At 63.5% G+C, this 24,491-nt stretch carries 23 protein-coding genes; 5 read left to right on the forward strand and 18 right to left on the reverse strand.

Features of this window, described 5'->3' with window-relative positions; genetic code table 11:
- Positions 1-7: 7 nt before the first annotated feature.
- The 6 genes from FFS21_RS02030 to purB form a co-directional block, all read right to left on the reverse strand.
- On the reverse strand, positions 8-1,339 hold the full coding sequence (locus tag FFS21_RS02030) for a sensor histidine kinase (protein ID WP_137923272.1): 1,332 nt from the start codon (positions 1,337-1,339) through the stop codon (positions 8-10).
- A 25-nt stretch (positions 1,340-1,364) separates the two neighbouring features.
- The gene (locus FFS21_RS02035; RefSeq protein WP_137923273.1) at positions 1,365-2,756 is read right to left on the reverse strand and encodes a class I SAM-dependent methyltransferase; all 1,392 of its coding nucleotides are present in this window, start codon (positions 2,754-2,756) and stop codon (positions 1,365-1,367) included.
- Positions 2,757-3,192: 436 nt separating this feature from the next.
- Positions 3,193-3,783, reverse strand: a complete 591-nt coding sequence (locus FFS21_RS02040; RefSeq protein ID WP_137923274.1) for a YceI family protein — start codon at positions 3,781-3,783, stop codon at positions 3,193-3,195.
- A gap of 76 nt (positions 3,784-3,859) precedes the next feature.
- Positions 3,860-4,435, reverse strand: coding sequence for a YceI family protein (locus FFS21_RS02045; protein ID WP_137923275.1), 576 nt, complete (start codon positions 4,433-4,435; stop codon positions 3,860-3,862).
- Positions 4,436-4,483: 48 nt separating this feature from the next.
- Entirely contained in the window at positions 4,484-5,047 is a 564-nt protein-coding gene (locus FFS21_RS02050; protein ID WP_137923276.1) for a cytochrome b, read from the reverse strand.
- A 399-nt stretch (positions 5,048-5,446) separates the two neighbouring features.
- Entirely contained in the window at positions 5,447-6,823 is a 1,377-nt protein-coding gene (purB, locus tag FFS21_RS02055; RefSeq protein ID WP_137923277.1) for an adenylosuccinate lyase, read from the reverse strand.
- A 355-nt stretch (positions 6,824-7,178) separates the two neighbouring features.
- On the opposite strand from purB, the gene FFS21_RS02060 reads away from it, so the two are divergent.
- On the forward strand, positions 7,179-7,793 hold the full coding sequence (locus FFS21_RS02060; RefSeq protein ID WP_137923278.1) for a glutathione S-transferase C-terminal domain-containing protein: 615 nt from the start codon (positions 7,179-7,181) through the stop codon (positions 7,791-7,793).
- Between the two features lie 47 nt (positions 7,794-7,840).
- Here FFS21_RS02060 and mnmA read toward each other — a convergent pair whose 3' ends face one another.
- The 5 genes from mnmA to FFS21_RS02085 form a co-directional block, all read right to left on the reverse strand.
- Positions 7,841-8,920, reverse strand: coding sequence for a tRNA 2-thiouridine(34) synthase MnmA (gene mnmA, locus FFS21_RS02065; protein ID WP_137923279.1), 1,080 nt, complete (start codon positions 8,918-8,920; stop codon positions 7,841-7,843).
- Positions 8,917-9,456, reverse strand: a complete 540-nt coding sequence (locus FFS21_RS02070) for an NUDIX hydrolase (protein ID WP_137923280.1) — start codon at positions 9,454-9,456, stop codon at positions 8,917-8,919. Before FFS21_RS02070 ends, mnmA begins: the two co-directional genes overlap by 4 nt.
- Before the next feature lie 57 nt (positions 9,457-9,513).
- Positions 9,514-10,422, reverse strand: coding sequence for a 4-hydroxy-tetrahydrodipicolinate synthase (dapA, locus tag FFS21_RS02075; protein WP_137923281.1), 909 nt, complete (start codon positions 10,420-10,422; stop codon positions 9,514-9,516).
- Positions 10,409-10,729 carry a hypothetical protein gene (locus FFS21_RS02080; protein WP_137923282.1) on the reverse strand — a complete coding sequence of 107 codons (321 nt, stop codon included), beginning with the start codon at positions 10,727-10,729 and terminating at the stop codon, positions 10,409-10,411. The genes dapA and FFS21_RS02080 overlap by 14 nt, the downstream gene beginning before the upstream one ends.
- Before the next feature lie 133 nt (positions 10,730-10,862).
- Positions 10,863-11,663 carry a TorF family putative porin gene (locus FFS21_RS02085; RefSeq protein WP_137923283.1) on the reverse strand — a complete coding sequence of 267 codons (801 nt, stop codon included), beginning with the start codon at positions 11,661-11,663 and terminating at the stop codon, positions 10,863-10,865.
- A gap of 339 nt (positions 11,664-12,002) precedes the next feature.
- Between FFS21_RS02085 and FFS21_RS02090 the strand changes: the two genes are divergently transcribed.
- The 4 genes from FFS21_RS02090 to FFS21_RS02105 all read left to right on the forward strand — a co-directional run bounded on the left by FFS21_RS02090 (position 12,003) and on the right by FFS21_RS02105 (position 16,299).
- Positions 12,003-13,124, forward strand: coding sequence for a Re/Si-specific NAD(P)(+) transhydrogenase subunit alpha (locus FFS21_RS02090; RefSeq protein WP_137923284.1), 1,122 nt, complete (start codon positions 12,003-12,005; stop codon positions 13,122-13,124).
- A gap of 109 nt (positions 13,125-13,233) precedes the next feature.
- Positions 13,234-13,566, forward strand: coding sequence for an NAD(P) transhydrogenase subunit alpha part 2 (locus FFS21_RS02095; RefSeq protein WP_130389211.1), 333 nt, complete (start codon positions 13,234-13,236; stop codon positions 13,564-13,566).
- Positions 13,563-15,038: an NAD(P)(+) transhydrogenase (Re/Si-specific) subunit beta gene (locus tag FFS21_RS02100; RefSeq protein ID WP_137923285.1), complete on the forward strand. Its 1,476-nt coding sequence runs from the start codon at positions 13,563-13,565 to the stop codon at positions 15,036-15,038. Before FFS21_RS02095 ends, FFS21_RS02100 begins: the two co-directional genes overlap by 4 nt.
- Positions 15,039-15,249: 211 nt before the next feature.
- Complete coding sequence (locus FFS21_RS02105) at positions 15,250-16,299, forward strand: response regulator (RefSeq protein ID WP_137923286.1); 1,050 nt, start codon at positions 15,250-15,252, stop codon at positions 16,297-16,299.
- A 58-nt stretch (positions 16,300-16,357) separates the two neighbouring features.
- Here FFS21_RS02105 and FFS21_RS02110 read toward each other — a convergent pair whose 3' ends face one another.
- From FFS21_RS02110 to leuS, 7 genes are all read right to left on the reverse strand, one after another.
- A complete protein-coding gene (locus tag FFS21_RS02110) occupies positions 16,358-17,617 on the reverse strand; it encodes a THUMP domain-containing class I SAM-dependent RNA methyltransferase (RefSeq protein ID WP_137923287.1) in 1,260 nt (419 codons plus the stop codon).
- A 68-nt stretch (positions 17,618-17,685) separates the two neighbouring features.
- Positions 17,686-18,291, reverse strand: coding sequence for a 2-hydroxychromene-2-carboxylate isomerase (locus FFS21_RS02115; protein ID WP_137923288.1), 606 nt, complete (start codon positions 18,289-18,291; stop codon positions 17,686-17,688).
- A 36-nt stretch (positions 18,292-18,327) separates the two neighbouring features.
- Positions 18,328-18,750 carry a CopD family protein gene (locus FFS21_RS02120; protein ID WP_137923289.1) on the reverse strand — a complete coding sequence of 141 codons (423 nt, stop codon included), beginning with the start codon at positions 18,748-18,750 and terminating at the stop codon, positions 18,328-18,330.
- Between the two features lie 17 nt (positions 18,751-18,767).
- Positions 18,768-20,048, reverse strand: coding sequence for a glutamate-5-semialdehyde dehydrogenase (locus tag FFS21_RS02125; protein WP_137923290.1), 1,281 nt, complete (start codon positions 20,046-20,048; stop codon positions 18,768-18,770).
- Between the two features lie 121 nt (positions 20,049-20,169).
- Positions 20,170-21,240 carry a DNA polymerase III subunit delta gene (holA, locus tag FFS21_RS02130; RefSeq protein ID WP_137923291.1) on the reverse strand — a complete coding sequence of 357 codons (1,071 nt, stop codon included), beginning with the start codon at positions 21,238-21,240 and terminating at the stop codon, positions 20,170-20,172.
- A gap of 24 nt (positions 21,241-21,264) precedes the next feature.
- Positions 21,265-21,780 carry an LPS-assembly lipoprotein LptE gene (locus FFS21_RS02135; protein ID WP_137923292.1) on the reverse strand — a complete coding sequence of 172 codons (516 nt, stop codon included), beginning with the start codon at positions 21,778-21,780 and terminating at the stop codon, positions 21,265-21,267.
- Between the two features lie 41 nt (positions 21,781-21,821).
- On the reverse strand, positions 21,822-24,443 hold the full coding sequence (gene leuS / locus FFS21_RS02140) for a leucine--tRNA ligase (RefSeq protein ID WP_137923293.1): 2,622 nt from the start codon (positions 24,441-24,443) through the stop codon (positions 21,822-21,824).
- Positions 24,444-24,491 lie beyond the last annotated feature (48 nt).

The raw sequence follows: 24,491 nt of genomic DNA on the forward strand, positions 1-24,491 counted from the left end.
GACAACATCACTCCGCGCGCGGCAGGTCAAAACTGAAGGCAGCCCACTGGCCGACCTCGCTCTCGGCATAGAGCACGCCGTCGTGGCGCTCGATCACCGCATAGCTGATCGACAGGCCCAGCCCCAACCCCTGCCCCACTTCGCGCGTCGTGAAGAACGGTTCGAACACCCGCGCGAGGTTTTCCGGCGCAATGCCGGGGCCGTTGTCGCGCACCGTCACGTGCAGGCGCTTGACGTCCCAGCGCACGGTCGTATGGATCGCCGGTTCCTTCGTGCCCGCCTTGCGCATGGCCAGCGCGGCATTCGAAAACAGGTTGATCAGCACGCCGATGATCGCAGCCTCGTCGCCGAGCACCAGCGTATCCATCGGCATCTCGCGCGTCATCTTGACGCCGCGCAATTCGTGCGCCGTCAGCCGCTGGGACGAGTCGAGCGCCTTTTCGAAAAGGAAAGGTGTGCCCTCCACCTCGGCGCCGGGCTTGCGGTACGCAAACGTCTTCAGGTCGGAGACGATATGCTGGATGCGTTGCATACCCTGCTTGGCATCCACCAGGCACTCCTGGATCCCCGGCTCGTTCTTGGCCGCCGGCTCCTCCATGGCCACCTCGATGGCCATCAGGCAGAAATTCACCGGATTGTTGACTTCGTGCAACAGCCCCGCCGCCAGCGTACCGATGGCGGCCATCTTTTCCTGCTGCAGCATCTGGCCCTTGATATCCACCAGCTTGCGATTGATGACTTCGAGCTCGGTGTTCTTGTCTGCCACCTCGGCCTTGAGCCGGAACAGCATGAAGCGCGCGCGTTCATTGAAGAACGTGTACACGCCGCTGGCAGCCGCCGCGAACAGCAGGAATAGCGAGTTCACGATGAACGTGCCCATCGGCTCGATGCCGCCGGAATGCAGCAGGCAAGCCAGCGCGTAGAGCACGTACGAGAGAATGCCGAACACCAGGTTCTGCCAGAGTCCGAATGGCAGGGCGATGCCCGAGGCGAAGATCGCGAGGTTCAGGCCCACGTAGTAAGGCGACTGCACCCCTTCGGTCTGCGAAATCATCCACGCAATCATGATCTGCGGCAGCAGCAGCCACGACATCGTCAGCCAGGGCGCGAAGCGGCGCCCCGCCTGGCTGTAGAGCGCCACCACCACGCCGGCAATCAGCAACGACACGACGACCCGCGCAATCGCAAAAGGCAGTTGCAGATGCGGGTACTGGCCGTAGTCGAGCCCGACACCAAGGAGCACGAGGGCGATGGCCGTGTAGGCGCCGCCCCGACTGAACGCAAGGCGGAAGTCGGCCAGTTCCGACTGATAGCCGGCATAGAGTTGGTTCGAGCTCATGACCCTGGCAGGCGCCGCCTCTATCTCAGCGGATGGTGGCTTCGGCGAAGACATTGACGCCGGTTTCATCGACATAGAGTCGGTGGGCATGCGAATTCTCCGGCAGCAGCGAGGACATCCCCGCCTCGTCGCGATAGATCAGGTACCACTCCAGCAAATGTTCCATGCCGAATTTCTCGGGATTGTCGGAGTGGACATTGGTGACCAGCATCTCCCCGCCCGGCTTCGATCGCGATGCGAAATAGGACAGCAGACGCGCGCAGACCTTGTCCGAGAGATAGTCGAACAGGCCGGCGCAGTAGACCGCGTCGAACTCCCGCACGCTCGGGTCGTCCATGGCAATCCGGCGCTTGAGCAGTTCATGCACCGACTGATGCAGCATCTCCACCGATACCTTGTGCCCGGCCGCCGCCGCCGATCGCTCGATCGAGCTGCGTGTGTATTCGAGCGTTTCCTCGCTGAAATCGACCAGCTGGAACGACAGCAACTCCGGATTCGGGTACTCGCGCACGAAGCGCTGGATCTCGAATGCCGGCCCGCACCCCACGTTGAGGATGCGGAACGGACGCCCCGCGGCCCGCGCGCGCTCGGCCTGCCGTGTCAGGAAGTCCACCAGCAGGTCGATGCGGTTGCGGTGCGCCGTAGCCACCGCAGCCTTGAGGAACGCGGTGTTGACGATCTGGAAGTACGTGGTCGGACCCTGCTGCGGATCGCTGAGGATCTGGTTCACCATCTCGTAGTCGCCGGCGTAGCCCAGCGGCTTGGTGAAGGTGCGGTACACGAACGGTGCCCGCAGCAGCAGCGGATGCAGCGCGGCCTGCGCATAGGTGCGGTGCACCGGCGCCAGTTCGCTGTCCACGCTCTGTGCTTCACCCTCGAGCCAGTCGAGGTAGGTCTTCACCTTCCCCATCAGCGGCGAGGCCAGTTCGTAGAACACGTCCTCGCGCAGCCGGCCTTCCTTCTTCGGCAGCGACTCGGTCAGGTCCACCTGCTCGACCCAGCGCGAGACTTCCGAGAGGAATGCGCGCATCTCGTTGACCACGATCTGGTAATCGCGCCGGATATTGAAGCGCGTGTCCCAGTCCTGGACAAAGAGATTCGCCTCGTGGGCGACCGACTTGGGCGCGTCGCCCACGTCCGTCAGCTCGCGCCATTCGTCGATCAGCGTCAGCGAGACCACAGCGGTCAGGCCCGTGTTGACGAGACTCATGACGACGGCCTTGCCGAGGTAAGCGTTCTTGGCGCCCATGCGGACGTTCAGTTCGCTGAGTACCTCGCTGACCTGGACAATCGAATAGGGATTGTAGATTTCCATCACCAGCGACTTGCGCTGGAGATTGATAATCGTGCCCCGCACCTGCTCGCCCTGCGAGTTGCGGAAGCTGACTACCGGATCGATTTGCGTTTTGGAGTACACGGTATCGCGCCAGGGGAATTCCGAGAAACACTGCGGGCTCGGCGCCAAGGGGCAGCCGGCCGATTACGGCTCAGGCAAGGGACTTGAGGCGAACTACCAGTCAGGGAATGCAGCCTATGCTCATATCGATGCGCGTGACCTGTTGCGGGAAGGCGCGCACCGGCAGGCTGGCGGAACTGGCCATTGCACTGGCGGGCGCCGCCCCAGAGGGTGGGACTGCGGCGACCCATTGTACTGTGGCTGTTCGACAACGCACAACCGGCCAGTCCAGCCAAATAGTGGGGTATGCCAACACGCATAAAAAATGGGCCGGCATTCCCTGCCGGCCCATGTCTTGGGAAGATGACATCTCCCCGATAGCGCCGATGCACCGAAATATTGCATCGCGCCGTGATCCGTCCTTGTGTACGGATCACCGTCGAACCCAGTCCGAACCTTAGTCCGCCTTGACGGCCTCGACCTGGATCGCCAGCTTCACGTCCTGCTTGAAGCCGTACTTCACACCGTAGTCGATGCCGAAGTCGGCGCGGTTGAACTCGGCCACGGCATCGGCGCCGCAAGCTTCACGCTTGAGCATCGGGTGCTGGATGCACTTGAATTCCTTGATCTCGAGCTTGACCGGCTTCGATACGCCGCGCAGCGTCAGCACGCCTTCCACTTCGGTCGGCACGTCGCCCTTGAACTTCGAGAACTTGCCCTTGTACGTGGCATCCGGGAAAGCCTGTACGTCAAACATCTCCGGGCCCTTGGCGTGCTCGTTGAGCTTGCCGTTGCCGAAATCGATCGACGCCGCATCGATCTTGATGTCCACCGTGCCGGTCTTGGCAGCACGGTCCAGCGTCACCACGCCGGTGGACTTGTCGAACTTGCCACGCCACTTCGACAGGCCGCCCAGGTGGTCGGCTTCGAAGCTCGGGTACGTGTGGGTCGGATCGATGTTGTACGTCGACGCGTTGGCCATGGCGGCGCCGGCGGCGAACGTGGCGGAGGCTGCCGCGGCAGCGGCGATCAGGGTGCGCATTTTCATCTTGAATCTCCCGTCAAAAAGTTGGAGAGGAAGGTCATAAATCGGCCAAGGAGCGGTCAGCGGGACTAAGCCTGCCTCAGCCCTTCTTTGCCGGGGTCACGATATGGAACTTGATCTGGACGTCGTCGGCCACCACGGAAGTGTCCTTCCACTCGCCGTCGCCGATGTTGAACACGGTACGCTTGATCGGCAGCACGCCGTCGAAGACCTGCGCACCGCCGTCCTGCTTGTACGTGGCCGGCACGGTCACGTCGATGGTCTTGCCCTTGATGGTCAGCTTGCCCACCACGTCGTACCTGCCTGCGGCGCCAGCCTTGATGCTGGTGGACTGGAACACGGCCTTCGGAAACTTGCCTGCATCGAACCAATCCTTGCCCTTGACCTCCTTCGTGGTCTCGGCATCGCCGATCTCGAAGCTCGACACATCGATCTCGACCTTGGCCGACGAGGTGGCGAGCTTGGCCGGATCGAAGTCGAGGGTGGCATCGAACTTCTTGAACTTGCCTTCCATCGGCACGCCAATCTGCTTGGCAACGGCCGTGACCGAGCTCTTTGCGGCATCGATCTGGGCCCATGCCAGGTTGGCGGCCATGCCCGCCGTGGCCAGCACGGCGGCCACGAGGATTGGACCGGAACGGGACATGCGTTTCATCTGAGACTCCAGTGGTAATGGGGTGATCGGGTGATGGATTCGCGCGGTTCAGCGCAGGAACGGGATCATGCGGCCCAGCGTGCCGTCACGGTCGATGATCTGGTGCTTGATGGCTGCAGCGGCATGCACCACGACAATCGCCGCCATCAGGTAGTTGAGCCAGATATGGGCATTCTGGAGGATCGGCTTCCATGTGTCGCTGGCCTCGATCAGGACCGGCAGCTTCCAGAGCCCCAGGTAGACCACCGGCACGCCAGCAGCCAGGCTGTACAGATAGCCGGTGATCGGGACGACGATGATCAGCAGGTAGAGCAGATGGTGCGCGGCGGCCGCGGCCCGTGCCTGCCAGGCCGGCGTGCCCGGCGCCACGGCCGGTGCGGCATGGGTGGCGCGCCAGATCACGCGCAGCACGGCCAGCACGAAGATCGTTACGCCAAGCCACTTGTGCCAGGAGAACAGCTTGAGCTTGGTGGGCGTGAAACCGGGGATACCGGTCATGTAGAGGCCGAGGCCGAACGCGGCAAAGATGCCGAACGCAATCAGCCAGTGCAGGCCGATCGCCGTAGGCGTATAGCGCGCCGGCGCCCCCGTCGAGGATCCAATGGAACCCATGTCAGTCAATCCCTTCGTTTGTTGCTTTTATTTGTTGCGCCGGCCTGTCTGGCGACCATCCATCATGCAAGACGATCCGCCACGACAATCACGTCAGGCCCCAAGGCCGCCTGCGCCGCGCCATGCGTGACCAGCAATCTTCGCATTATTGGGTGCGCGCCCGATGCTGGGAAGCCCCGAACTTCATGAAGTCGTTCAAATCATTTGATGTGCCGTAATGTCGCACCAGCCAACCGGGAACCGATCGTAGCGCACACCGGTGACAGACGGCACTGGCCGATGGTGTCACCCTGTCCGGCCAGTCGTTGCCCGTTTGAAACCGCGCCAAACAAAAAGGGCCGACCCGAAGGTCAGCCCCTGTTGTCCTGCCGCCACGCTCCTTGCGGAGCGCGAAGGTAATCAGATGCGGTTCGCCAGTTCCACGGCCTTGCCGATGTAGCTGGCCGGCGTCATGTCGAGCAGCACCTTCTTGGCGTCGTCGGGAATCGCCAGCCCCTGCACGAACGTCTGCAGCGCTTCGCGCGAGATGCCCTTGCCGCGCGTCAGCTCCTTGAGCTGTTCATACGGGTTGGGCACGCCAAAGCGGCGCATCACGGTCTGCACCGGCTCGGCCAGCACTTCCCAGCAGTTGTCGAGGTCTTCGTTCAGGCGCTCCGGATTGGTTTCCAGCTTGCCCAGGCCGCGCAGGCATGCCTCGTAGGCCAGCAGGCTGTAGCCGAAGGCCACGCCCATGTTGCGCAGTACGGTGGAATCGGTCAGGTCACGCTGCCAGCGCGACAAGGGCAGCTTTTCCGACAGGTGGCGCAGCACGGCATTGGCCAGGCCCACGTTGCCTTCCGAGTTTTCGAAGTCGATCGGATTGACCTTGTGCGGCATCGTCGACGAGCCAATCTCGCCAGCTTTCGTCTTCTGCTTGAAGTAGCCCAGCGCGATGTAGCCCCAGATGTCGCGGTTCAGGTCCAGCAGGATCGTGTTGGCGCGCGCCACGGCATCGAACAGTTCGGCCATGTAGTCGTGCGGCTCGATCTGGATGGTGTACGGGTTGAACGTCAGGCCCAGGCGCTGCTCGATCACCTGCTTCGAGAACGACTCCCAGTCGAACGACGGATAGGCCGACAGGTGGGCGTTGTAGTTGCCCACGGCGCCGTTCATCTTGCCGAGCAGTTCCACGCGCTCCACGCGTTCGATGGCGCGGGCCAGGCGGGCGGCCACATTGGCCATTTCCTTGCCCAGCGTGGTCGGGCTGGCCGGCTGGCCGTGCGTGCGCGACAGCATCGGCTGCGTGGCATTGAGCTTGGCCAGTTCCACCAGGCGGGCGTGCACGCGCTTGAGCGCCGGGACGATCACGCCATCGCGGGCGCCCTTGAGCATCATGCCGTGCGACGTGTTGTTGATGTCTTCCGAGGTGCAGGCGAAATGGATGAACTCGCTCGCGGCTTCCAGCTCGGCGTTGCCCTTGACCTGTTCCTTGAGCCAGTACTCCACCGCCTTCACGTCGTGGTTGGTGACGGCTTCGATTTCCTTGATCCGGCCGGCATCGGCTTCGGTGAAATCATCCACCAGCGCCTGCAGCTTCGCTTCGGATTCGGCCGAGAATCTCGGCACGTCAGGCAGGCCGGCCTGGGCCAGTGCGATCAGCCAGTTGACCTCGACCTTGACGCGGTTGCGCATGAATGCGGCTTCCGACAGCCACTCGCGCAGCGCGTCGGCCTTGGCGGCATAACGGCCATCGATGGGGGACAGGGCGGAGAGCGGCGAAAGGGAAGACGTGGACATGCTGGGCAACCGGAGAGAAGAGAAATCGGGGGTTCGTGCGGGGGCGCCGGAACCAGAGGATAGGCGTCGCGAAGGCGGCTCGTGCAAGCGGCGGATGCGCCGCTCAGTGGCCAGGGCCAAAACGCGTAACGCGCGATTTTACCATCGCACCATGGCGCTGTGCGGACCGTCCCATGCGATGGGCGGTGATCGGTGCGACAGGCCGCATTGGCGCGGCATCCGGGCAGACGCGCGGGTATACTCCCGCTCGCCCATCCGTTAGCCTGTTATGAAGTGCATTGGGCACGCGGCCGCGCCTGCCGCACCGTGTGCCATAGAGCGCCGATGCACTTCATAACATGCTCAAGGGGAGAACATGAAGCTGTATGCGTCCCACACCAGCCCGTATGCGCGCAAGGTGCGCGTGGTGCTGGCGGAAAAGAAGATCGACTACCAGATGATCGAGGAGAACGTCTGGTCACCCGACACCACCATTTCCCAGTTCAACCCGCTCGGCAAGGTGCCGTGCCTGGTCATGGAAGACGGCGGCGCGGTCTTCGATTCGCGCGTCATCGCCGAGTATGCCGACACGCTGTCGCCAGTCGGCCGACTGATTCCGCAAGGTAGCCGTGAACGCCTGGAAGTGCGTTGCTGGGAAGCACTGGCCGATGGCCTGCTCGACGCCGCCCTGCTCGTGCGCCTGGAAGCCACGCAACGCCAGCCGAACGAACGCAGCGAAAGCTGGGTAGCCCGCCAGCGCGGCAAGATCGACGCGGCACTGGCCGCGATGTCCGCCGGCCTGGCCGACAAGCCGTGGTGCACCGGCATCCACTTCACGCTGGCCGACGTGGCCGTGGGCTGTGCGCTGGCCTACCTGGACTTCCGCTTCCCGGATCTGGCATGGCGCGAGCAGTACGCCAACCTCGTCGCGTTCCAGGAGAAGATCGAGAAGCGCCAGTCGTTCATCGACACTGCAATTCCCGCCGCCTGACCGGCGCGCCCGGGTGGCCGGCTCCGGCCACCCTCTGCATCCCTGCACTACTGAATAATCCCCCCGCCCAGGCACACCTCGCCGTCGTAAAGCACCGCCGACTGTCCGGGCGTAACCGCCCACTGCGCCTCGGCGAACGACAGCTTCAGCGCCTCGCCGTCCGCCGACACCACGGTACACGGCGCATCGCTCTGCCGGTAACGCGTCTTGGCCGCCATCACGGCACCTGCAGCCGGGGGTTCACCAGCCACCCACGAGAGATCGGCCGCGTTCAGCGCCGGCGTCAACAGCCACGGATGATCGTGTCCCTGCACGACATACAGCGTATTCGCCGCCATGTCCTTGCGCGCCACGTACCATGCATCGCCATTGCCGTCCTTGCTGCCGCCCAGACCGATGCCTTTGCGCTGGCCCAGCGTGTAGAAGGCCAGGCCGATATGCTCGCCCACCACCTTGCCTTCGTCGGTCTTCATCGGACCGGGCTTGGTCGGCAGGTAGCGGTTCAGGAAATCCCGGAACGGACGCTCGCCGATAAAGCAGATGCCCGTCGAATCCTTCTTCTTCGCGTTGGGCAGGCCGATTTCCGCGGCGATCTCGCGCACGCGCGTCTTCGGCATTTCCCCGAGTGGAAACAGCGTGCGCGACAGTTGCGACTGATTCAGGCGATGCAGGAAGTAGCTCTGGTCTTTCGTGTGGTCGAACGCCTTGAGCAGTTCGAATCGACCATTCGTCGCCTGCCGCACGCGGGCGTAGTGGCCCGTGGCGATGGTGTCCGCGCCCAGCGACATTGCATGGTCGAGAAACGCCTTGAACTTGATCTCGGCATTGCAGAGGACATCGGGATTCGGCGTGCGCCCTGCCGAGTACTCGCGCAGGAAATCGGCGAACACGCGATCCTTGTACTCGGCCGCGAAGTTCACGGCTTCGACATCCACGCCAATGACGTCGGCAACCGACGCCACATCGAGCCAGTCCTGCCGCGTGGAGCAATACTCGCTGTCGTCATCGTCTTCCCAGTTCTTCATGAACAGGCCGATGACCTCGTAGCCCTGCTGCTTGAGCAGCCATGCCGTGACCGACGAATCCACGCCGCCGGACATGCCCACCACTACGCGCTTGCCGGTCATGATGCCGATCCGGTCGTTGCGGGAGTTGCAGGCGTTGCGACAAGCGCCGCCTCCGCCACCGCAGTGGGATGAGTATGCAGCACATCCAACGCAAAGCGCTTGCCGGCCAGGTAGTCTTCGACGCACGCCATCAGCAGCGGCGTGCGATGCCGGTCGGTACTCGCGCGCAGTTCCTCGGCGGTCATCCAGACGGTGCGTACGATGCCCGCGTCGAGTTGACGGCCGGCGTCGAGCGCGCCGAGGTCACCGGTGAAGGCAAAGCGGATATAGGTGGTGTCGCCCTGATCGCGCGACGAACGGCCGCGGCTCATGTAGCAGCCCACCAGTGCGCGCGGCTCGAAGGTGTGCGCGGTTTCCTCGAGCGTTTCACGGATCACCGCATGGATCAGGCTTTCGCCCGCTTCGAGATGGCCCGCCGGCTGGTTCAGGCGCAGGCCATCCGCCGTTTCCTCTTCCACCAGCAGGAAGCGGCCACCCCGTTCGATAACGGCGGCAACCGTGACACTGGCATTCCATTCACGTGACATGATGCACATTTTTTAAGCAATCCGGCATTTTACCGGTTGCCGTTCGAACGTGCATGGCTCGGGGTGTCACGCAGCCTTGGCGATGAACACAGGCGGCAGCAACGCCATGGCCGCATCGATCTGCGCCGTGAGCGCCTTCGATGCCGGCATCAGCGGACGGCGCACCTCTGCCGTCGCCTGACCGAGCAAGGCCAGCGCCGCCTTCACCGGCGCGGGATTCGGTTCGGCGAACATCAGGGCGATCAGCGGCGACAGTTGTTGGAACAACGCACGCGCGGCGTCGGCGCGACCCGTGCGGGCATATTGCAGCAACCGCACGAACAGGTCAGGCCGCACATGCGCGGCGGCCGGCACCACCCCCTGCCCGCCATCCAGCAAATGGTCGAGCATCGATGCATCGTCGCCGCAATAGACGCCGATCAGATCCTGCATTGCCAGCGTGCGCATGTTCGCGGGATCGCATTCCTTGATGGCGACGATCTGCGGATGCGCCGCCAGTCGCCACGCCAGTTCCGGGGAGATCGTGCAGCCGGTGCGCTTGGGCACGTTGTAAAGCATCAACGGCTTGTTGGTGTGGCCAGCGATGCTGCGCATGTGCCAGGCGATCCCCTCATCGGAAACACGCAGATAGTAAGGCGGCGGCACGAGGTAGCCGGCCAGCGGCAGGCGGTCGAGCCTGCGCACCTGTTCGCACACCGCATGCGTGGCCACGCCTCCTACGCCAGCCATCACAGGTATGGCGCCATGCACGGCTTCGGTCACCGACGCCGTCAGCATGAAGCGTTCGGCGTCCGTCAGCAGCCCGCCCTCCCCCGTGGTGCCCAGCACGATCAGGCCATCGACGCCGGCTTCCGCATAGTGCAAGGCCAGCCGTTGTGCTGCGTCCAGATCCACCTGGTCGTTGCGCAGCGGCGTGACCATCGGTAGCCACAAGCCGTCGGTAACGGTGCCACGCTGCGTTTCAGTGCGCGGCATGGTCGGCTCCCAGCACGGTGGCCGCACCGAACTCGGCGGCGGGCAGCGCTTCCATGATGGCGTGCATGGCCGCGTCGCGGTCGGCGCGCTCCACTTCCACATGCAGCGTGGTCTCGCCATGGCGATGATCGACTTGCACCACGTAGATCCGCGCCATGTTGCCGATAGCCCGATGCAGGGTCTGGCGCAGGGCAAAGACCTGCGTCGACGATACGGCGAGGCGCAGGCGGATCCAGGCGTCGTCCGCAACGATCCGGCGTCGCGGTACGGATGCAAAGGCGATGGCGAGACTCGATGACTGTCGCATGAAGCGATGATCCGCGCGTGGCGGATCGTCTGTTGAACATGCCTCCCATGCTAGGGAGGCGGGCATCAATTTGATGCAGCGTTACGGGCGGGGCGCATCAAGAACGCGTAAAAGACCCCGCCATCGGCAACGATCAGAACGTCTTGGTCAGCGAGACGAAGGCCGTAGACTTGCCGAGGTATCGGCCGCGTGTATTCGTGTAGACCGATTGCTTCGCATTGGTGTCGATATATGCCACGGCCACGGAGAAGCCCTGACCAAGATCCTTCGTCAGGCCGATCTTCCAGTCCGCGTACGAGGCATCGCTGAAATGCTGCACGCCCTGGTAGCCCACATGCGCATTCAGCGTCAGGCCCCACACATCGAGCGGCACGTTGGCCGAGAGATCGACGTAGTAGCTGTTTTTGCTGTCGGCGAATCCGAACAGGTTCGTCACGGCATGCGAGTACTTCAGGAACACGGGACCCCAGCCGATGCCGGCGTACAGCTCGGTGGTGTATGGCCGCGTGGCCGTGTACGCGCCGGGGTAGTAGTACTCCAGCACGCCGAGGTCGTAGTTGAAGTCCTGGCCGCCTAGCTGGAACGTGTTCTTGAAGCCGCCGTAGAAATCCATCTCGATCGGCGCAGACACTGACGCGTCAGAATCTCCAAGCCAGCTGATGCTCGAATTCCAGTTGCCCAGATAGAAGCCGCTGGCATGCGCATAGTCGAAGCCGCCCTGAATGGCGGGGCGACGGTCGGTCTGACTGATACCGCGGTAGCGGTAGTCGGAGACCACCGAGACATTGGCGGTGAAGGTGTGCGGCGAGGTTTGCGAAGGCGCTTCGGGCGTGGCGGTGGCTTCTTGCGCAAATGCGGTAGAGAACGGGGCGACGAGGAGGATGGCGGCGGCCAGCGAGGCAGGCACCGAAGTCATCAGGCGGGTGGCAATCATGAAATGGAATAGCGTTGCGTTGGGAATGCGCCCCTTGAGGAGGCGTGGGCGCCACGATACGCAGACGCATATCAAATCGGCATCAAGAAAAGGGACGGTGCCGACACCTTCCGATAAAGACGCTTTTCAACAGGAATCAGCCTTGCATGAAAGGAGTCGTTTCATGCGGAACAAAAATGAGTCGCCGCCGACGCACAAATCTCTGACCGGCCAGCCACCACCGAGCGTAAGTTTCGGGTAAGCTGCGCAAAAATTGGTGCGGGTTTTGCAATGCACCAACGGGCATGGACGTAGCCCCGACAACCAGATTCGAACGACGCCAGACAGGAGAAATTGACGATGCATATCGGTATCCCGCTCGAGACGCGGGCAGGTGAGACGCGTGTCGCCGCCACCCCGGAGACCGTCAAGAAGTACGTGGCTCAGGGCCATCAGGTGACGGTGCAGACCGGCGCTGGCGTACGTGCCAGCATTCCGGATGCAGCGTTCGAGGCGGCTGGTGCGCGCATCGGATCTGCATCCGATGCGCTGGGCGCCGAACTGGTACTCAAGGTACGTGCTCCCGACGATGCCGAGCGTGCGCAGTTCCGGGCCGGGTCCGTGCTCGTCGGCATGCTCAATCCCTTCGATATCGAAAACAACGCCCGCATGGCCAGCTCGGCGATCACCGCCTTCGCGCTGGAAGCCGCGCCGCGCACCACGCGCGCGCAAAGCATGGACGTGCTGTCGTCACAGGCCAACATCGCTGGCTACAAGGCAGTACTCGTGGCTGCGCACCACTACCAGCGCTTCATGCCGATGCTGATGACTGCCGCGGGTACCGTGAAAGCGGCACGCGTGCTTATCCTTGGCGCTGGCGTGGCCGGCCTGCAGGCCATCGCCACGGCCAAGCGGCTGGGTGCGGTGATCGAAGCCTCCGATGTGCGTCCCGCAGTCAAAGAGCAGATTGAGTCTCTTGGCGCCAAGTTTCTCGACGTGCCCTTCGTCACTGACGAGGAACGCGAGATTGCCCAGGGTGTTGGCGGCTATGCCCGCCCGATGCCCGCTGACTGGATGCGCCGCCAGGCCGAACTGGTCCACCAGCGCGCCATCCAGGCCGATATCGTCATTACCACGGCACTGATCCCGGGTCGCAAGGCGCCGGTGTTGCTGCAGGAAGACACCGTCAAGCAGATGAAGCCCGGCTCGGTCGTAGTGGACCTGGCGGCCGCGCAGGGTGGCAACTGTCCGCTGACTGTGGCTGACGAGGTTGTGGAACGCCATGGCGTGACGCTGATCGGACACACCAACCTGGCAAGCATGGTGGCCGCCGATGCGTCGGCGCTCTATGCGCGCAACGTGCTGGACTTCCTCAAGCTGATCATCGACAAGGACGGCCGCTACACGTTGAACCTCGAAGACGACATCGTCGCCGCCTGCCTGATGTGCAAGGACGGCCAGGTCATCCGCGAAGCCGCCTGATTTAATCGCCCCTGATGTTGCCGTGGTGCGCCGAGCCTGCGCGCCACGGTACGCCGCGCCCCGCACGCGTGGGCGTGGCACCGTATTCAAAGCAACGGAGGAGAAGTCGATGGAGATGGTGAACCACACGGTGATCAACCTGATCATCTTCGTGCTGGCAATCTACGTGGGTTACCACGTGGTCTGGACAGTCACACCCGCGCTGCACACCCCGCTGATGGCCGTGACCAATGCAATCTCGGCCATCATCATCGTCGGCGCCATGCTGGCCGCTGGCCTCACCGAAGGCAACGTCGGCCGCATCATGGGCACGCTGGCTGTGGCACTGGCCGCGGTGAACGTGTTCGGCGGCTTCCTGGTGACGCAGCGAATGCTGGAGATGTTCAAGAAGAAGGAGCCAAAGGCCAAGGCCGGGGCTGAAGCCGCCAAGGGAGGTGCGTGATGGAAGCCGTCAGCATGAACCTTGTGACGCTGCTGTACCTGGTGGCGTCGGTCTGCTTCATCCAGGCGCTGAAGGGTCTCTCGCATCCGGCATCGGCCCGCAAGGGCAATGCGTTCGGCATGATCGGCATGGCGATTGCCGTGGTGACCACGCTGGTGCTGATCGTCAAGCTCAAGCACGAGTTCCTTGCGGCGGGCGCGGCGCAATCGTCGGTCACTACGGGCCTCGGGCTGATCTTCGGCGCGCTGGTCGTCGGTGGGGGCATCGGCGCCTACGTGGCGCGCAAGGTCGAAATGACCAAGATGCCGGAACTGGTGGCAGCAATGCACTCGCTGATCGGTCTCGCGGCAGTGTTCATCGCCGTAGCTGCCGTGGCCGAACCGGCCGCCTTCAGCATCACGCCGGCCGGCTCGCATGACATCCCGCTGGGCAACCGCATCGAACTGTTCATCGGCTGCTTCGTGGGTGCCATCACGTTCTCGGGATCGGTGATCGCGTTCGGCAAGCTGTCGGGCCGCTACAAGTTCCGGCTGTTCCAGGGCGCACCGGTGGTGTTCGCCGGACAGCACTGGCTGAACCTGCTGCTGGCCGTGGCGATGGTGGGCTTCGGCATCATCTTCTTCATGACGCAGGCATGGCTGCCGTTCCTGCTGATGCTGGCCATTGCGTTCGTGCTCGGCGTACTGATCATCATTCCGATCGGCGGCGCCGACATGCCCGTGGTGGTGTCGATGCTGAACTCGTACTCGGGCTGGGCGGCGGCAGGTATCGGCTTCTCGCTGAACAACCCGATGCTGATCATCGCCGGCTCGCTGGTGGGCTCAAGCGGTGCCATTCTGTCGTACATCATGTGCCGCGCGATGAACCGCTCGTTCTTCAACGTGCTGCTCGGTGGCTTCGGCGCCGATGCCACGGCTGGCGCCACTGCCGGTTCGCAGGCCGCGCGCAACGTGAAGTCGGGTTCTGCCGACGATGCAGCGTTCGTGATGAGCAATGCCGAGACCGTGATCATCGTACCGGGCTACGGCCTGGCCGTGGCGCGGGCGCAGCATGCACTTAAGGAATTGACCGAAAAGCTCACCGAGCACGGTGTGACGGTCAAGTATGCGATCCACCCCGTGGCGGGTCGCATGCCCGGCCACATGAACGTGCTGCTGGCCGAAGCCGAGGTGCCGTACGACCAGGTCTTCGAGATGGAGGACATCAACAGCGAGTTCGGGCAAGCCGACGTGGTGCTGGTGCTGGGCGCCAACGACGTGGTCAACCCGGCCGCCAAGACCGATCCGCAATCGCCCATCGCCGGCATGCCGATCCTGGAAGCCTACAAGGCCAAGACCATCATCGTGAACAAGCGTTCGATGGCCGCCGGCTACGCGGGTCTCGACAACGAACTGTTCTACATGGACAAGACGATGATGGTCTTCGGCGACGCCAAGAAGGTGGTGGAAGACATGTTCAAGGCCGTGGAATAAGTTGCCGTTAACCCTGCGGACGGCGTCAGGTCCGCAGGGTGAATAAAGCAACGCGCAGACCTGAAATCAATAAAATCGAACTGGTGCGGCCGGCAACCAACGCCGGCCGTTTCCTTTTGTGCGACTGGCTTGCATGCGGGAATTCCGGCGCTATACTGGCTTGCCCCTTTCCATTCCCCCTTTGCAGCAGGCGGCCAGATTCAATCGCACCATGACATTTACCGCGCATGACAGGAACCTGTCGGTCTTCCATCACCCCGTTCTGACGGTGCTGGTGGACGACAGCAAGTCGTTCATCGACAGCCTTGCATTCCAGATGGATGCATCGCGCGCGGTCGTCAATTTCACGGACCCGCGCGAAGCACTCGCGTGGATTCGCGAAGCCTATGCCACGCGGCATCCGGCCTTCCTCCCGGTGCGCGTCACCCACGACGACCTGACGTTCCTGTCGGAGCGCCGCACGGTGCAGCTCGATGTCGACCGCATCCATCGTCAGATTCACGATGTGCATCGCTTCCTGCAGCCCGGCGTCATCGTGGTCGATTACTCGATGCCACAGATGGATGGCCTCGAGTTCTGCCAGGCACTGGAAGACCTGCCGTGCAAGACAATTCTCCTGACCGGCACGGCCGACGAAAGCATCGCCGTGCAGGGTTTCAATCACGGGCTGATCGATCGCTACGTCAAGAAGCATGACCCGGACATGGTGGCCCGGCTGAACGAGGAAATCGACGCGCTGCAGCAACAGTATTTCGCGTCGATTTCGCGCACGCTGCGCGATTTGCTGACACGGCATTCGTACTCGTTCCTGTCGGACCCGGTCATGGCCGAGCGTGTACGCCAGACGGCGGCGCGCTATGGCTTCGTGGAGTATTACCTGTATCCGAATCCCGTGGGCATGCTGCTGCTGACTGCGCAGGGCCATGCCACGCTGATGGTGATCGAAACGCGCGCCGGCCTGCTGAACCAGGTGGAGTCGGCCGAAGCCTACGAGGCGCCCGCCGCGCTGATCGAGGGTCTGCGCGAAGGCCGTATCGTGCCGTTCTTCTGGCCCGGCAACGGCATGTACACCCCGGCCTGTGTAGACTGGGAACAGTACTGCCTGCCGGCCGAACGTTGCGAAGGCCGCGAGGAATACTTCTACGCCCTGTTCGACCTGCCGCGTCACTTGCTGCAGGAACCGATCGTCAGCCTGCAAAGCTTCCTGTCGGAGTTCTCACGCAATGGGCAGGCAATGACGGGTAGGAACAAGCTGGCTTAGAATCCGCCGCTTGTTTTTCTCCCCTCTCCCGCAAAACGGGAGAGGGGAGAAAACCACCTCACTCCTTCTTCCCCTCCCGATTCCCGCCACGCACCATATCGAACCGGAACAACCGGCATTCGATGTTGCCGTTGTATAGCGGGGTACGGCGCGACTCCTTCAAACGCAGACGTTTCGGCATCGACAGATCGCCTGTGAATACCCATGCCTGCCAGCCGGAAAAATGCTGCTTCAACGTCGTGGCAAAGGCCGCTGCGAATTGGTTGGCTGCCGCTTCCTCGGCTTCGTCCGGCGGAGCGTCATACGTGGGATCGCGACGTTCGCCGCGCACTGCGATACGCTCGCCATAAGGCGGGTTCATGATTGCCAGTCCCGCCTCGGCAAACGGCGGTTGCACGAACCGTGCATCGACCTGTTTCAACTGCACGTCACCGGGCAATCCGGCGCGGCGCCAGTTGGCTTCCGCCATGTAAAGCATGTCGGTGGAGATATCCGAGCCTGCGATATGCAGCGCATCGCCTCGGTTCGCGGCCCGCTCGCGGGCATGCTGGGCATCGCTGCGCAGCGCCTGCCATGCCTTCATGTCGGCGCCCTTGAGCCATTCGAACGCAAACGTGCGGGCCACGCCCGGTGCAATGCCCAGCGCCACCTGCGCGGCTTCTACCAGGAATGTGCCGCTGCCGCACATCGGATCGAAGAACGGACGGTTGGTATTACCCGGCGTCCAGCCCGCCAACCGAAGGATGCCGGCCGCAAGGTTTTCCTTGAGCGGCGCCTCGCCTTTCTCCATGCGCCAGCCGCGCTTGAACAGCGGCTCGCCCGTGGTATCGAGATAGAGCGTGCAGTCGGTCTCGGTCAGGTGCGCGTAGATGCGGACATCCGGGCTGACGGTATCCACACTCGGCCGCTCGCCCAGGCGTTCGCGCATGGCATCGCACACACCATCCTTGACCCGCAACGCCGTGAAATTAAGGCTGCGCAACGGCGACTTGTGCGACGTGATATCAACGCGCAGCGTCTCGTTGGGCGAGAACCATTGTTCCCAGCGCTGCTGGCGCGCCAGCGTGTAGATATCGTCCTCGTGCCGATAGCCGCGCTGCGCCACACGCAGCAGCACGCGGCTGGCAATCCGCGAATGCAGGTTGACCGCGTACGCCGCAGACATGTCGCCGGAGAATGTCACGCCGCCGGGCACATCGCGATGCACCGTGAACGGCGCCGAGGCCACCACAGCCGGGTACTGCGCGATCTCGCGCAACTCCTCGGCCAGTGCCTGTTCAAGGCCGCGTGGGCAGGGAGCGAAAAATGCTTGGGTCATGACGTGTCATCCTGAAACAAAAACGTCCGCAACAGCAGCGGACGGGAAAGCGTGGTGTTGACCGTCTCTCAGCCCGCCGCAAGTGCGCGATCGAGGAAATCGAGACGGTCCTGGCCCCAGTACGGCTGGCCGTCGTGGACATACCACGGGGCGCCGAACACATTGGCCGAAATGGCATCCTGCGTATTTTGTGCATAAGCCGCCTGCACGGCCTGTGCTTCACTGGCCTTCAGCAGACTCGCACCGTCGAAATCCAGTTCGTCGGCAATCAGCGACAGCGTGGCAGCATCGGCGATGTTGCGTTGGTCGGCCCAGACACCACGGGTGATGGCGCCGGTCAACTCCAACGCGCGTGCCGTGCCGTGCGCCAGTTGCGCGGCAATGATGAGCCGTGCGGCGGCATCGCCGGATACCGGAAAGAACGTGGGATGCAGGTTGAACGGGATGTCGAGAAACTTGCGCCAGCGCTCGAGTTCGACCAGCCGGTACGCCTGCCGCTGCGGCGGACGCTGTGCCAGCGGTAGCCCGCCCGAAACGGAAAACAGCTTGCCCAGGTCCATCGGCTTGAGCAGCACCTGCGCATCATGGCGCCGGGCGATTTCAACGAAGCGCGCATGCCCCATATAGACATACGGGGAATGCGGCGCCAGAAAATACTCGACCTGCTTGCTCATCACGACCTCATCAGATATCAGGAAAGATCCGACAGCTTAGAACGGCTTTACGACAACCAGAATCACGATGGCCAACAGCACCAGCACCGGCACTTCGTTGAACCACCGATAGAACGTGTGCGAGCGCTTGTTGGCGCCCCGCTCGAACTTGCGCAGCAGCACGCCGCAGCCATGGTGATAGCCGATCAGCACCAGCACCAGTGCCAGCTTGGCATGCATCCAGCCCTGCCCCGTGCCGCGTCCGATGCCATAGCCGAGGTAGAGCCAGAGCCCGAGCACCACGGCAGGCACTGCCAGCATCGTCATGAACCGGAACAGCTTGCGCGCCATCAGCAGTAGCCGCTGTACGCTGGCCGCCTCGGTTTCTATCGCTAGGTTGACAAAAATACGCGGCAGGTAGAACAACCCGGCAAACCACGAAGTCACGAACAGGATGTGAAACGCCTTGACCCAGAGCATCTGTTTACTGCCTCCGCTTAAACGCGAATCTCGCCGTGCCCGAACACGACGTACTTGAGCGAAGTCAGCCCTTCCAGGCCCACCGGACCTCTCGCATGCAACTTGTCGTTGGAGATGCCGATCTCCGCGCCGAGCCCATACTCGAAGCCATCGGCAAAGCGCGTGGACGCGTTGATCATGACGCTGGCCGAATCCACCTCGCGGATGAATCGCATGCCCGTGCTGTAGTTTTCGGTCACGATCGAATCAGTGTGTGCCGAGCCGTACGTGTTGATGTGGTCGATGGCCGCATCGAGTCCGTCGACAGTGCGGATCGCCAGCACCGGCGCCAGGTACTCGGTACGCCAGTCTTCCTCGGTGGCATCCACCAGCCCCGAGAAGCCTGCGGCTTCGAGCATGGCGCGCGTTTCGGCACAGACCCGCAGCTCGACACCCTTCTCCTGATAGATGCGGCACAGCGGCAACAGCGCCTGCCGGGCAACCGGACGCGACACCAGCAGCGTCTCCATGGTGTTGCACGGCGCATAACGCTGCGTCTTGGCGTTGTCGCAGATGCGCACCGCACGGTCGAGATCGGCGTCATCGTCGATATAGACGTGGCAGATGCCATCCAGATGCTTGATCATCGGCACGCGTCCCTCCTCGATCAGCCGCGCGATCAGGCTCTTGCCACCACGCGGCACGATCACGTCCACGTATTCGGTCATCGTGATCAGGCGGCCCACTGCGGCCCGATCCGTGGTCTCGATAACCTGCACGGCCTCGGCGGGCAGTCCGGCCGACGACAGCCCTTCTGCCACCAGCGCGGCCAGCGCCGTGTTCGATTCGATGGCTTCGGAGCCGCCGCGCAGGATCGTCGCGTTGCCTGATTTCAGGCACAGCGCCGCGGCGTCGATCGTCACGTTCGGGCGCGACTCGTAGATGATGCCGATCACGCCCAGCGGCACGCGCATCTGCCCCACCTGGATACCGGTCGGGCGGAACTTCATGTTGGAGATTTCGCCGATCGGGTCCGGCAACGCCACGATCTGTTCGAGGCCCGCAGCCATGGTGTCGATGGCCTTGTCCGACAACGTCAGGCGATCGATGAAGGCGGCGTCCTGCCCGTTGGCGCACGCGCGCTCCACATCGCGTGCATTGACGGCCTTGAGCTTGTCGGCGTCGCGGCGGATCGCGGCGGCAATGGTCATCAGCGCGCGGTTCTTGTCAGCCGTGGAGGCACGCGCCATGGCGCGCGATGCCGCGCGGGCCTGCTGGCCGACGCGGTTCATGTATGCGTGGAGATCGGACTCGGTCATGATGTGTCCGGGCACGAGCCCGGTCTGCTGTGGGTGCGGCACTGCGTGGTGCCACGATTCATGGTGCCGCGATGCTTGGCGCCGGCGCGGCTGCCGGCGAAATTCCATTTGGGTGAGGATGTCAGGCTGGCCGGGCGATCAGCAACGCCAGTTGCAGCAGCCCATCCCAAGGCTCGGCGGGCAGCCCCCCTGCCGTGCCCCCTGCACCCGGTAGGTCTCCCAGTCCCTTGACCTGTCGGTCCAACCGGGCAGCCATGGCCAGCGCCGCTTCCAACTGCGGCATCGACAGCCGCTGGGCCGCCTGCGGCACGAGCCGCTCGCGCGGCCCCCAGACGCGCAGTTCGCGCATCAGCACACCGGCCGGCTTACCGCCCGCCAGCCCTTGCCGGACCTTGGATAATACGCGAATTTCCTCGGTCAGCGCCCACAGCACCAGCACCGTGGCCTCGCCCTCGCCCCGCAGCCCTTCGAGCATGCGTGTCAGGCGCGGCACATCGCCGCCAAGCATGGCTTCGGACAGCTTGAAAACATCGAAACGCGCCACGTTGAGCACGGCATCATGTACCTGATCGAACGTCAGCACACCGGGCGGATACAGCAGTCCGAGCTTCTGGATTTCCTGATGCGCGGCCAACAGGTTGCCTTCCACCTTGTCCGCGATGAACTGCAACGCGCGCCGGCCCGCTTCGCCGGGCTCCACGCGCTGCTGCTGCAGGCCAAGCCGCTCGCCCACCCAGGCGGGCAGCCGGGTGCGATCCACGGCATCCACCTTGATCGAGACGCCTGCAGATTCCAGCGCCTGGAACCACGCCGACTTCGCCGTGGCAAAGTCCAGCCGGGGCAGCGTCACCAACATCACCACATCCTGCGACGGCTGCGCCGCGACAGCGCGCAGCGCTTCTCCACCATCCTTGCCGGGCTTGCCCGTCGGAATGCGCAGTTCCACGATCTTGCGGTCGCCGAACAACGACATCGACTGCTGGGCCTCGACGAGCTGGCTCCAATGGAACCCGCGCTCCGCCACCAGCACCTCGCGCTCCGTAAAGCCGGCATCACGCGCCGCACGCCGCAGCCGATCGGCCGCTTCCAGCACGAGCAGGTGTTCGTCGCCATGCACCACGTAAAGCGGCGCCAGGCCCTTGGCCTGGGCCTGCTTCAGATGTCCGTCGAGTGCGTCGAGCTTGAGTTGCATCGCCAATGCGTGGCCAGAAGGGGGTCAGATCGTCTTGACGGCCGCCAGACGGCGCATCAACTGCTGCACCACATCCTTCTGCATGTCGCGATAAAGCTGCTCTTCCTCGTACGCCTTGGCTAGCGTACTGGCTTCGTTGTACGTCAGGTCCCGCGTCAGCAGCAGCGTCGACGGCGGAATCAGTTCCTTGCCCGCGGCGTCGCGCAGTTGGAACACGAACCGCTGGCTCAACCGGAACTCGCGCACCACGCCCTGGGCCGTGATCGAGAGGATCGACTTGCCCCGCGTATCGGCCAGCACGTCGAGGAAGGCATCGGCATCCGCCTTGTCCTCGACGACCTTGGTGTCCGACCCGTTGCGGATGTTGCGGCGCAGGTCGGCGCCCATGAGCGAACCGGCCGGCAGACCGATATAGAGCCGCTTGAATGCGAAGTCGGCATTGCCACGCATGTGGAAGCCGCAGCCAGCCAGCAGGCCGGCCGCTGCCATTGCAGCACCGATGGCGAGAAATCCGCGGCGTCCCATGTCCGGTCGATCCATTCTGTTTCCTGGCTGTTGCTGGCGATATCTGGCGACTTGCGTCAGAGCACTACGTTGACGAGGCGGCCGGGCACGACCACGATCTTCTTCGGTGCCGCGCCGTTGGCAAATTTCGCCACGGTCTCGCTGGCCGCGGCCATGGCTTCGATCGCACCCTTGTCCGCGCCGGCCGGCACGGTCAGGCTGCCACGGACCTTGCCGTTGACCTGCAGCACCAGTTCGATCTCGGTGCGCACCAGCGCGGACTCGTCCACCTGCGGCCAGGCGGCGTCGAGCACGTCGCCGGACTCAGCTGCATAGCCGAGTTCGGCCCACAGCCCGTGCGCGATATGCGGCACCACCGGGTACAGCACGCGCAGCAGGATGCTAAAGCCCTCGCGGCGCGCAGCCGGCGATGCGCCCTTGGCATCTTCCAGCGCATTCAGCATCTTCATCGTGGCGGACACCACGGTGTTGTACTGGATCCGCTCGTAATCGTAGTTGGCCTGCTTGAGCACCGTGTACAGTTCGCGGCGCAGGTCGGCATCTCCGGCGACGGGCTTCGTGCCGGCGCCATCGCGAATGGCCTGCGCATTGGCCACGCCGTAGTTCCACACGCGGCGCAGGAAGCGCGATGCGCCTTCCACACCAGAGCCACTCCATTCGAGCTGCTGCTCCGGCGGCGCGGCGAACATCACGAACAGGCGCGCGGTGTCGGCACCGTACTGGTCGATCAGGGCCTGCGGGTCGATGCCGTTGTTCTTGGACTTCGACATCTTTTCCACGCCGCCGATCACCACGGGCTGCCCGTCCGCCTTCAGCGTGGCGCCTTCGGGGCGGCCACGCTCGTCCGTCTTCACATCGACGTCGGCGGGGTTGTACCAGGTCTTCTTGCCCGACACATCTTCACGGTAGTACGTCTCGTTGAGCACCATGCCCTGCGTCAGCAGGTTCGTGAACGGCTCGTCGAACTTGACCAGGCCCATGTCGCGCATGACCTTGGTCCAGAATCGTGCGTACAGCAAGTGCAGGATCGCGTGCTCGATGCCGCCGATGTACTGGTCCATCGGCATCCAGTAGTCGTTGCGGCCATCCACCATCGTGGTGGCATCCGGGCACGTATAGCGCATGTAGTACCAGCACGAGTCGATGAACGTATCCATCGTGTCGGTCTCGCGACGCGCGGGCTTGCCGCATGACGGGCAGGTGCAGGCCAGGAAACGCTCGTCCTTGTTCAGCGGATTGCCCGTGCCGTCCGGCACGAGATCTTCCGGCAGCACCACGGGCAAATCCTGCTCGGGCACGGGCACCACGCCGCAGGCATCGCAATGGATCAGCGGAATCGGCGTGCCCCAGTAGCGCTGGCGCGAGATACCCCAATCGCGCAGGCGCCATGTCACCTTCTTCTCGCCCAGGCCCTTGGCGGCGAGGTCGGCGGCAATCGCGTCGACGGCAGCCTTGTAGGCCAGGCCATCGTACTTGCCGCTTTCGATGCAGACGCCCTGTTCCTTGTCGCCATACCATTCCTGCCACGCATCTGTGGAGTACGGCTGGCCCTTGACGTCGATCACCTGCTTGATCGGCAGGTTGTACTTGTTGGCGAAGGCGAAGTCACGCTCGTCGTGAGCCGGCACGCCCATCACGGCGCCGTCGCCGTAGCTCATCAACACGTAGTTGCCGACCCAGACGTCCACCTGCGCGCCGGTCAGCGGATGCGTGACCTGCAGGCCAGTGGGCATGCCCTTCTTTTCCATGGTCGCCATGTCGGCTTCCATGACGGAACCGTGCTTGCACTCCTCGATGAATGCAGCCAGTTCCGGATTGTTCGCGGCGGCGTGCGTAGCCAGCGGATGCTCTGCAGCCACGGCGCAGAACGTCACGCCAATGACCGTGTCGGCGCGCGTGGTGAACACGTACAGCTTGCCGTCCTGGATGGTGTTGCCTGCCGCATCGCGGATATCATGCGGGAACGCAAAGCGCACGCCTTCGCTGCGGCCGATCCAGTTCTGCTGCATGATCTTGACACGCTCGGGCCAGCCCAGGCCGTCCAGATCGCCCAGCAGTTCCTGCGCGTACTCGGTGATGCGCAGGTAGTACATCGGAATCTCGCGCTTTTCCACCACCGCGCCCGAACGCCAGCCCTTGCCATCGATCACCTGCTCGTTGGCGAGCACGGTCTGGTCGACCGGGTCCCAGTTCACTGTGCCGGTCTTGCGGTAGGCAATGCCCTTTTCCAGCATCTTCAGGAACAGCCACTGGTTCCATCGGTAGTAGTCAGGGCTGCAGGTCGCCACTTCGCGCGACCAGTCGATCGCCAGGCCCATCGACTGCATCTGCTTCTTCATGTAAGCGATGTTGTCGTAGGTCCAGGCGGCCGGTGCCACCTTGTTGTTCAGCGCGGCGTTCTCGGCGGGCATGCCGAATGCATCCCAGCCCATCGGCATCAGCACGTTACGTCCGTTCATGCGCAGATAGCGCGCCATCACGTCGTTGATCGTGTAGTTGCGCACGTGCCCCATGTGGAGCTTGCCCGAGGGATACGGCAGCATCGAGCAGGCGTAGAACTTCTGCTTTTCCTTGCCATCCGGGCCGACGGCAGACTCGGACACCCGGTAGGCATCGATGGCTTGCCAGTGCTGCTGCGCAGCTTGTTCAACGGCGGACGGAAGATATTTGTCTTGCATGGTCGGGACGGCAGTCTGGACACCAGTCCGGCGGCAACAGGCGCGCCG

The organism is Cupriavidus sp. 2SB (assembly GCF_005503625.1).
Lineage (GTDB): Bacteria > Pseudomonadota > Gammaproteobacteria > Burkholderiales > Burkholderiaceae > Cupriavidus.

Coding starts and splice junctions, on each gene's coding strand:
- FFS21_RS02030 (WP_137923272.1), bottom strand. CDS start 1,339: ATGAGCTCGAACCAACTCTATGCCGGCTATCAGTCGGAACTGGCCGAC.
- FFS21_RS02040 (WP_137923274.1), bottom strand. CDS start 3,783: ATGAAAATGCGCACCCTGATCGCCGCTGCCGCGGCAGCCTCCGCCACG.
- FFS21_RS02045 (WP_137923275.1), bottom strand. CDS start 4,435: ATGAAACGCATGTCCCGTTCCGGTCCAATCCTCGTGGCCGCCGTGCTG.
- FFS21_RS02050 (WP_137923276.1), bottom strand. CDS start 5,047: ATGGGTTCCATTGGATCCTCGACGGGGGCGCCGGCGCGCTATACGCCT.
- purB (WP_137923277.1), bottom strand. CDS start 6,823: ATGTCCACGTCTTCCCTTTCGCCGCTCTCCGCCCTGTCCCCCATCGAT.
- FFS21_RS02060 (WP_137923278.1), top strand. CDS start 7,179: ATGAAGCTGTATGCGTCCCACACCAGCCCGTATGCGCGCAAGGTGCGC.
- mnmA (WP_137923279.1), bottom strand. CDS start 8,920: ATGACCGGCAAGCGCGTAGTGGTGGGCATGTCCGGCGGCGTGGATTCG.
- FFS21_RS02070 (WP_137923280.1), bottom strand. CDS start 9,456: ATGTGCATCATGTCACGTGAATGGAATGCCAGTGTCACGGTTGCCGCC.
- dapA (WP_137923281.1), bottom strand. CDS start 10,422: ATGCCGCGCACTGAAACGCAGCGTGGCACCGTTACCGACGGCTTGTGG.
- FFS21_RS02080 (WP_137923282.1), bottom strand. CDS start 10,729: ATGCGACAGTCATCGAGTCTCGCCATCGCCTTTGCATCCGTACCGCGA.
- FFS21_RS02085 (WP_137923283.1), bottom strand. CDS start 11,663: ATGATTGCCACCCGCCTGATGACTTCGGTGCCTGCCTCGCTGGCCGCC.
- FFS21_RS02090 (WP_137923284.1), top strand. CDS start 12,003: ATGCATATCGGTATCCCGCTCGAGACGCGGGCAGGTGAGACGCGTGTC.
- FFS21_RS02095 (WP_130389211.1), top strand. CDS start 13,234: ATGGAGATGGTGAACCACACGGTGATCAACCTGATCATCTTCGTGCTG.
- FFS21_RS02105 (WP_137923286.1), top strand. CDS start 15,250: ATGACATTTACCGCGCATGACAGGAACCTGTCGGTCTTCCATCACCCC.
- FFS21_RS02110 (WP_137923287.1), bottom strand. CDS start 17,617: ATGACCCAAGCATTTTTCGCTCCCTGCCCACGCGGCCTTGAACAGGCA.
- FFS21_RS02115 (WP_137923288.1), bottom strand. CDS start 18,291: ATGAGCAAGCAGGTCGAGTATTTTCTGGCGCCGCATTCCCCGTATGTC.
- FFS21_RS02120 (WP_137923289.1), bottom strand. CDS start 18,750: ATGCTCTGGGTCAAGGCGTTTCACATCCTGTTCGTGACTTCGTGGTTT.
- FFS21_RS02125 (WP_137923290.1), bottom strand. CDS start 20,048: ATGACCGAGTCCGATCTCCACGCATACATGAACCGCGTCGGCCAGCAG.
- holA (WP_137923291.1), bottom strand. CDS start 21,240: ATGCAACTCAAGCTCGACGCACTCGACGGACATCTGAAGCAGGCCCAG.
- FFS21_RS02135 (WP_137923292.1), bottom strand. CDS start 21,780: ATGGATCGACCGGACATGGGACGCCGCGGATTTCTCGCCATCGGTGCT.
- leuS (WP_137923293.1), bottom strand. CDS start 24,443: ATGCAAGACAAATATCTTCCGTCCGCCGTTGAACAAGCTGCGCAGCAG.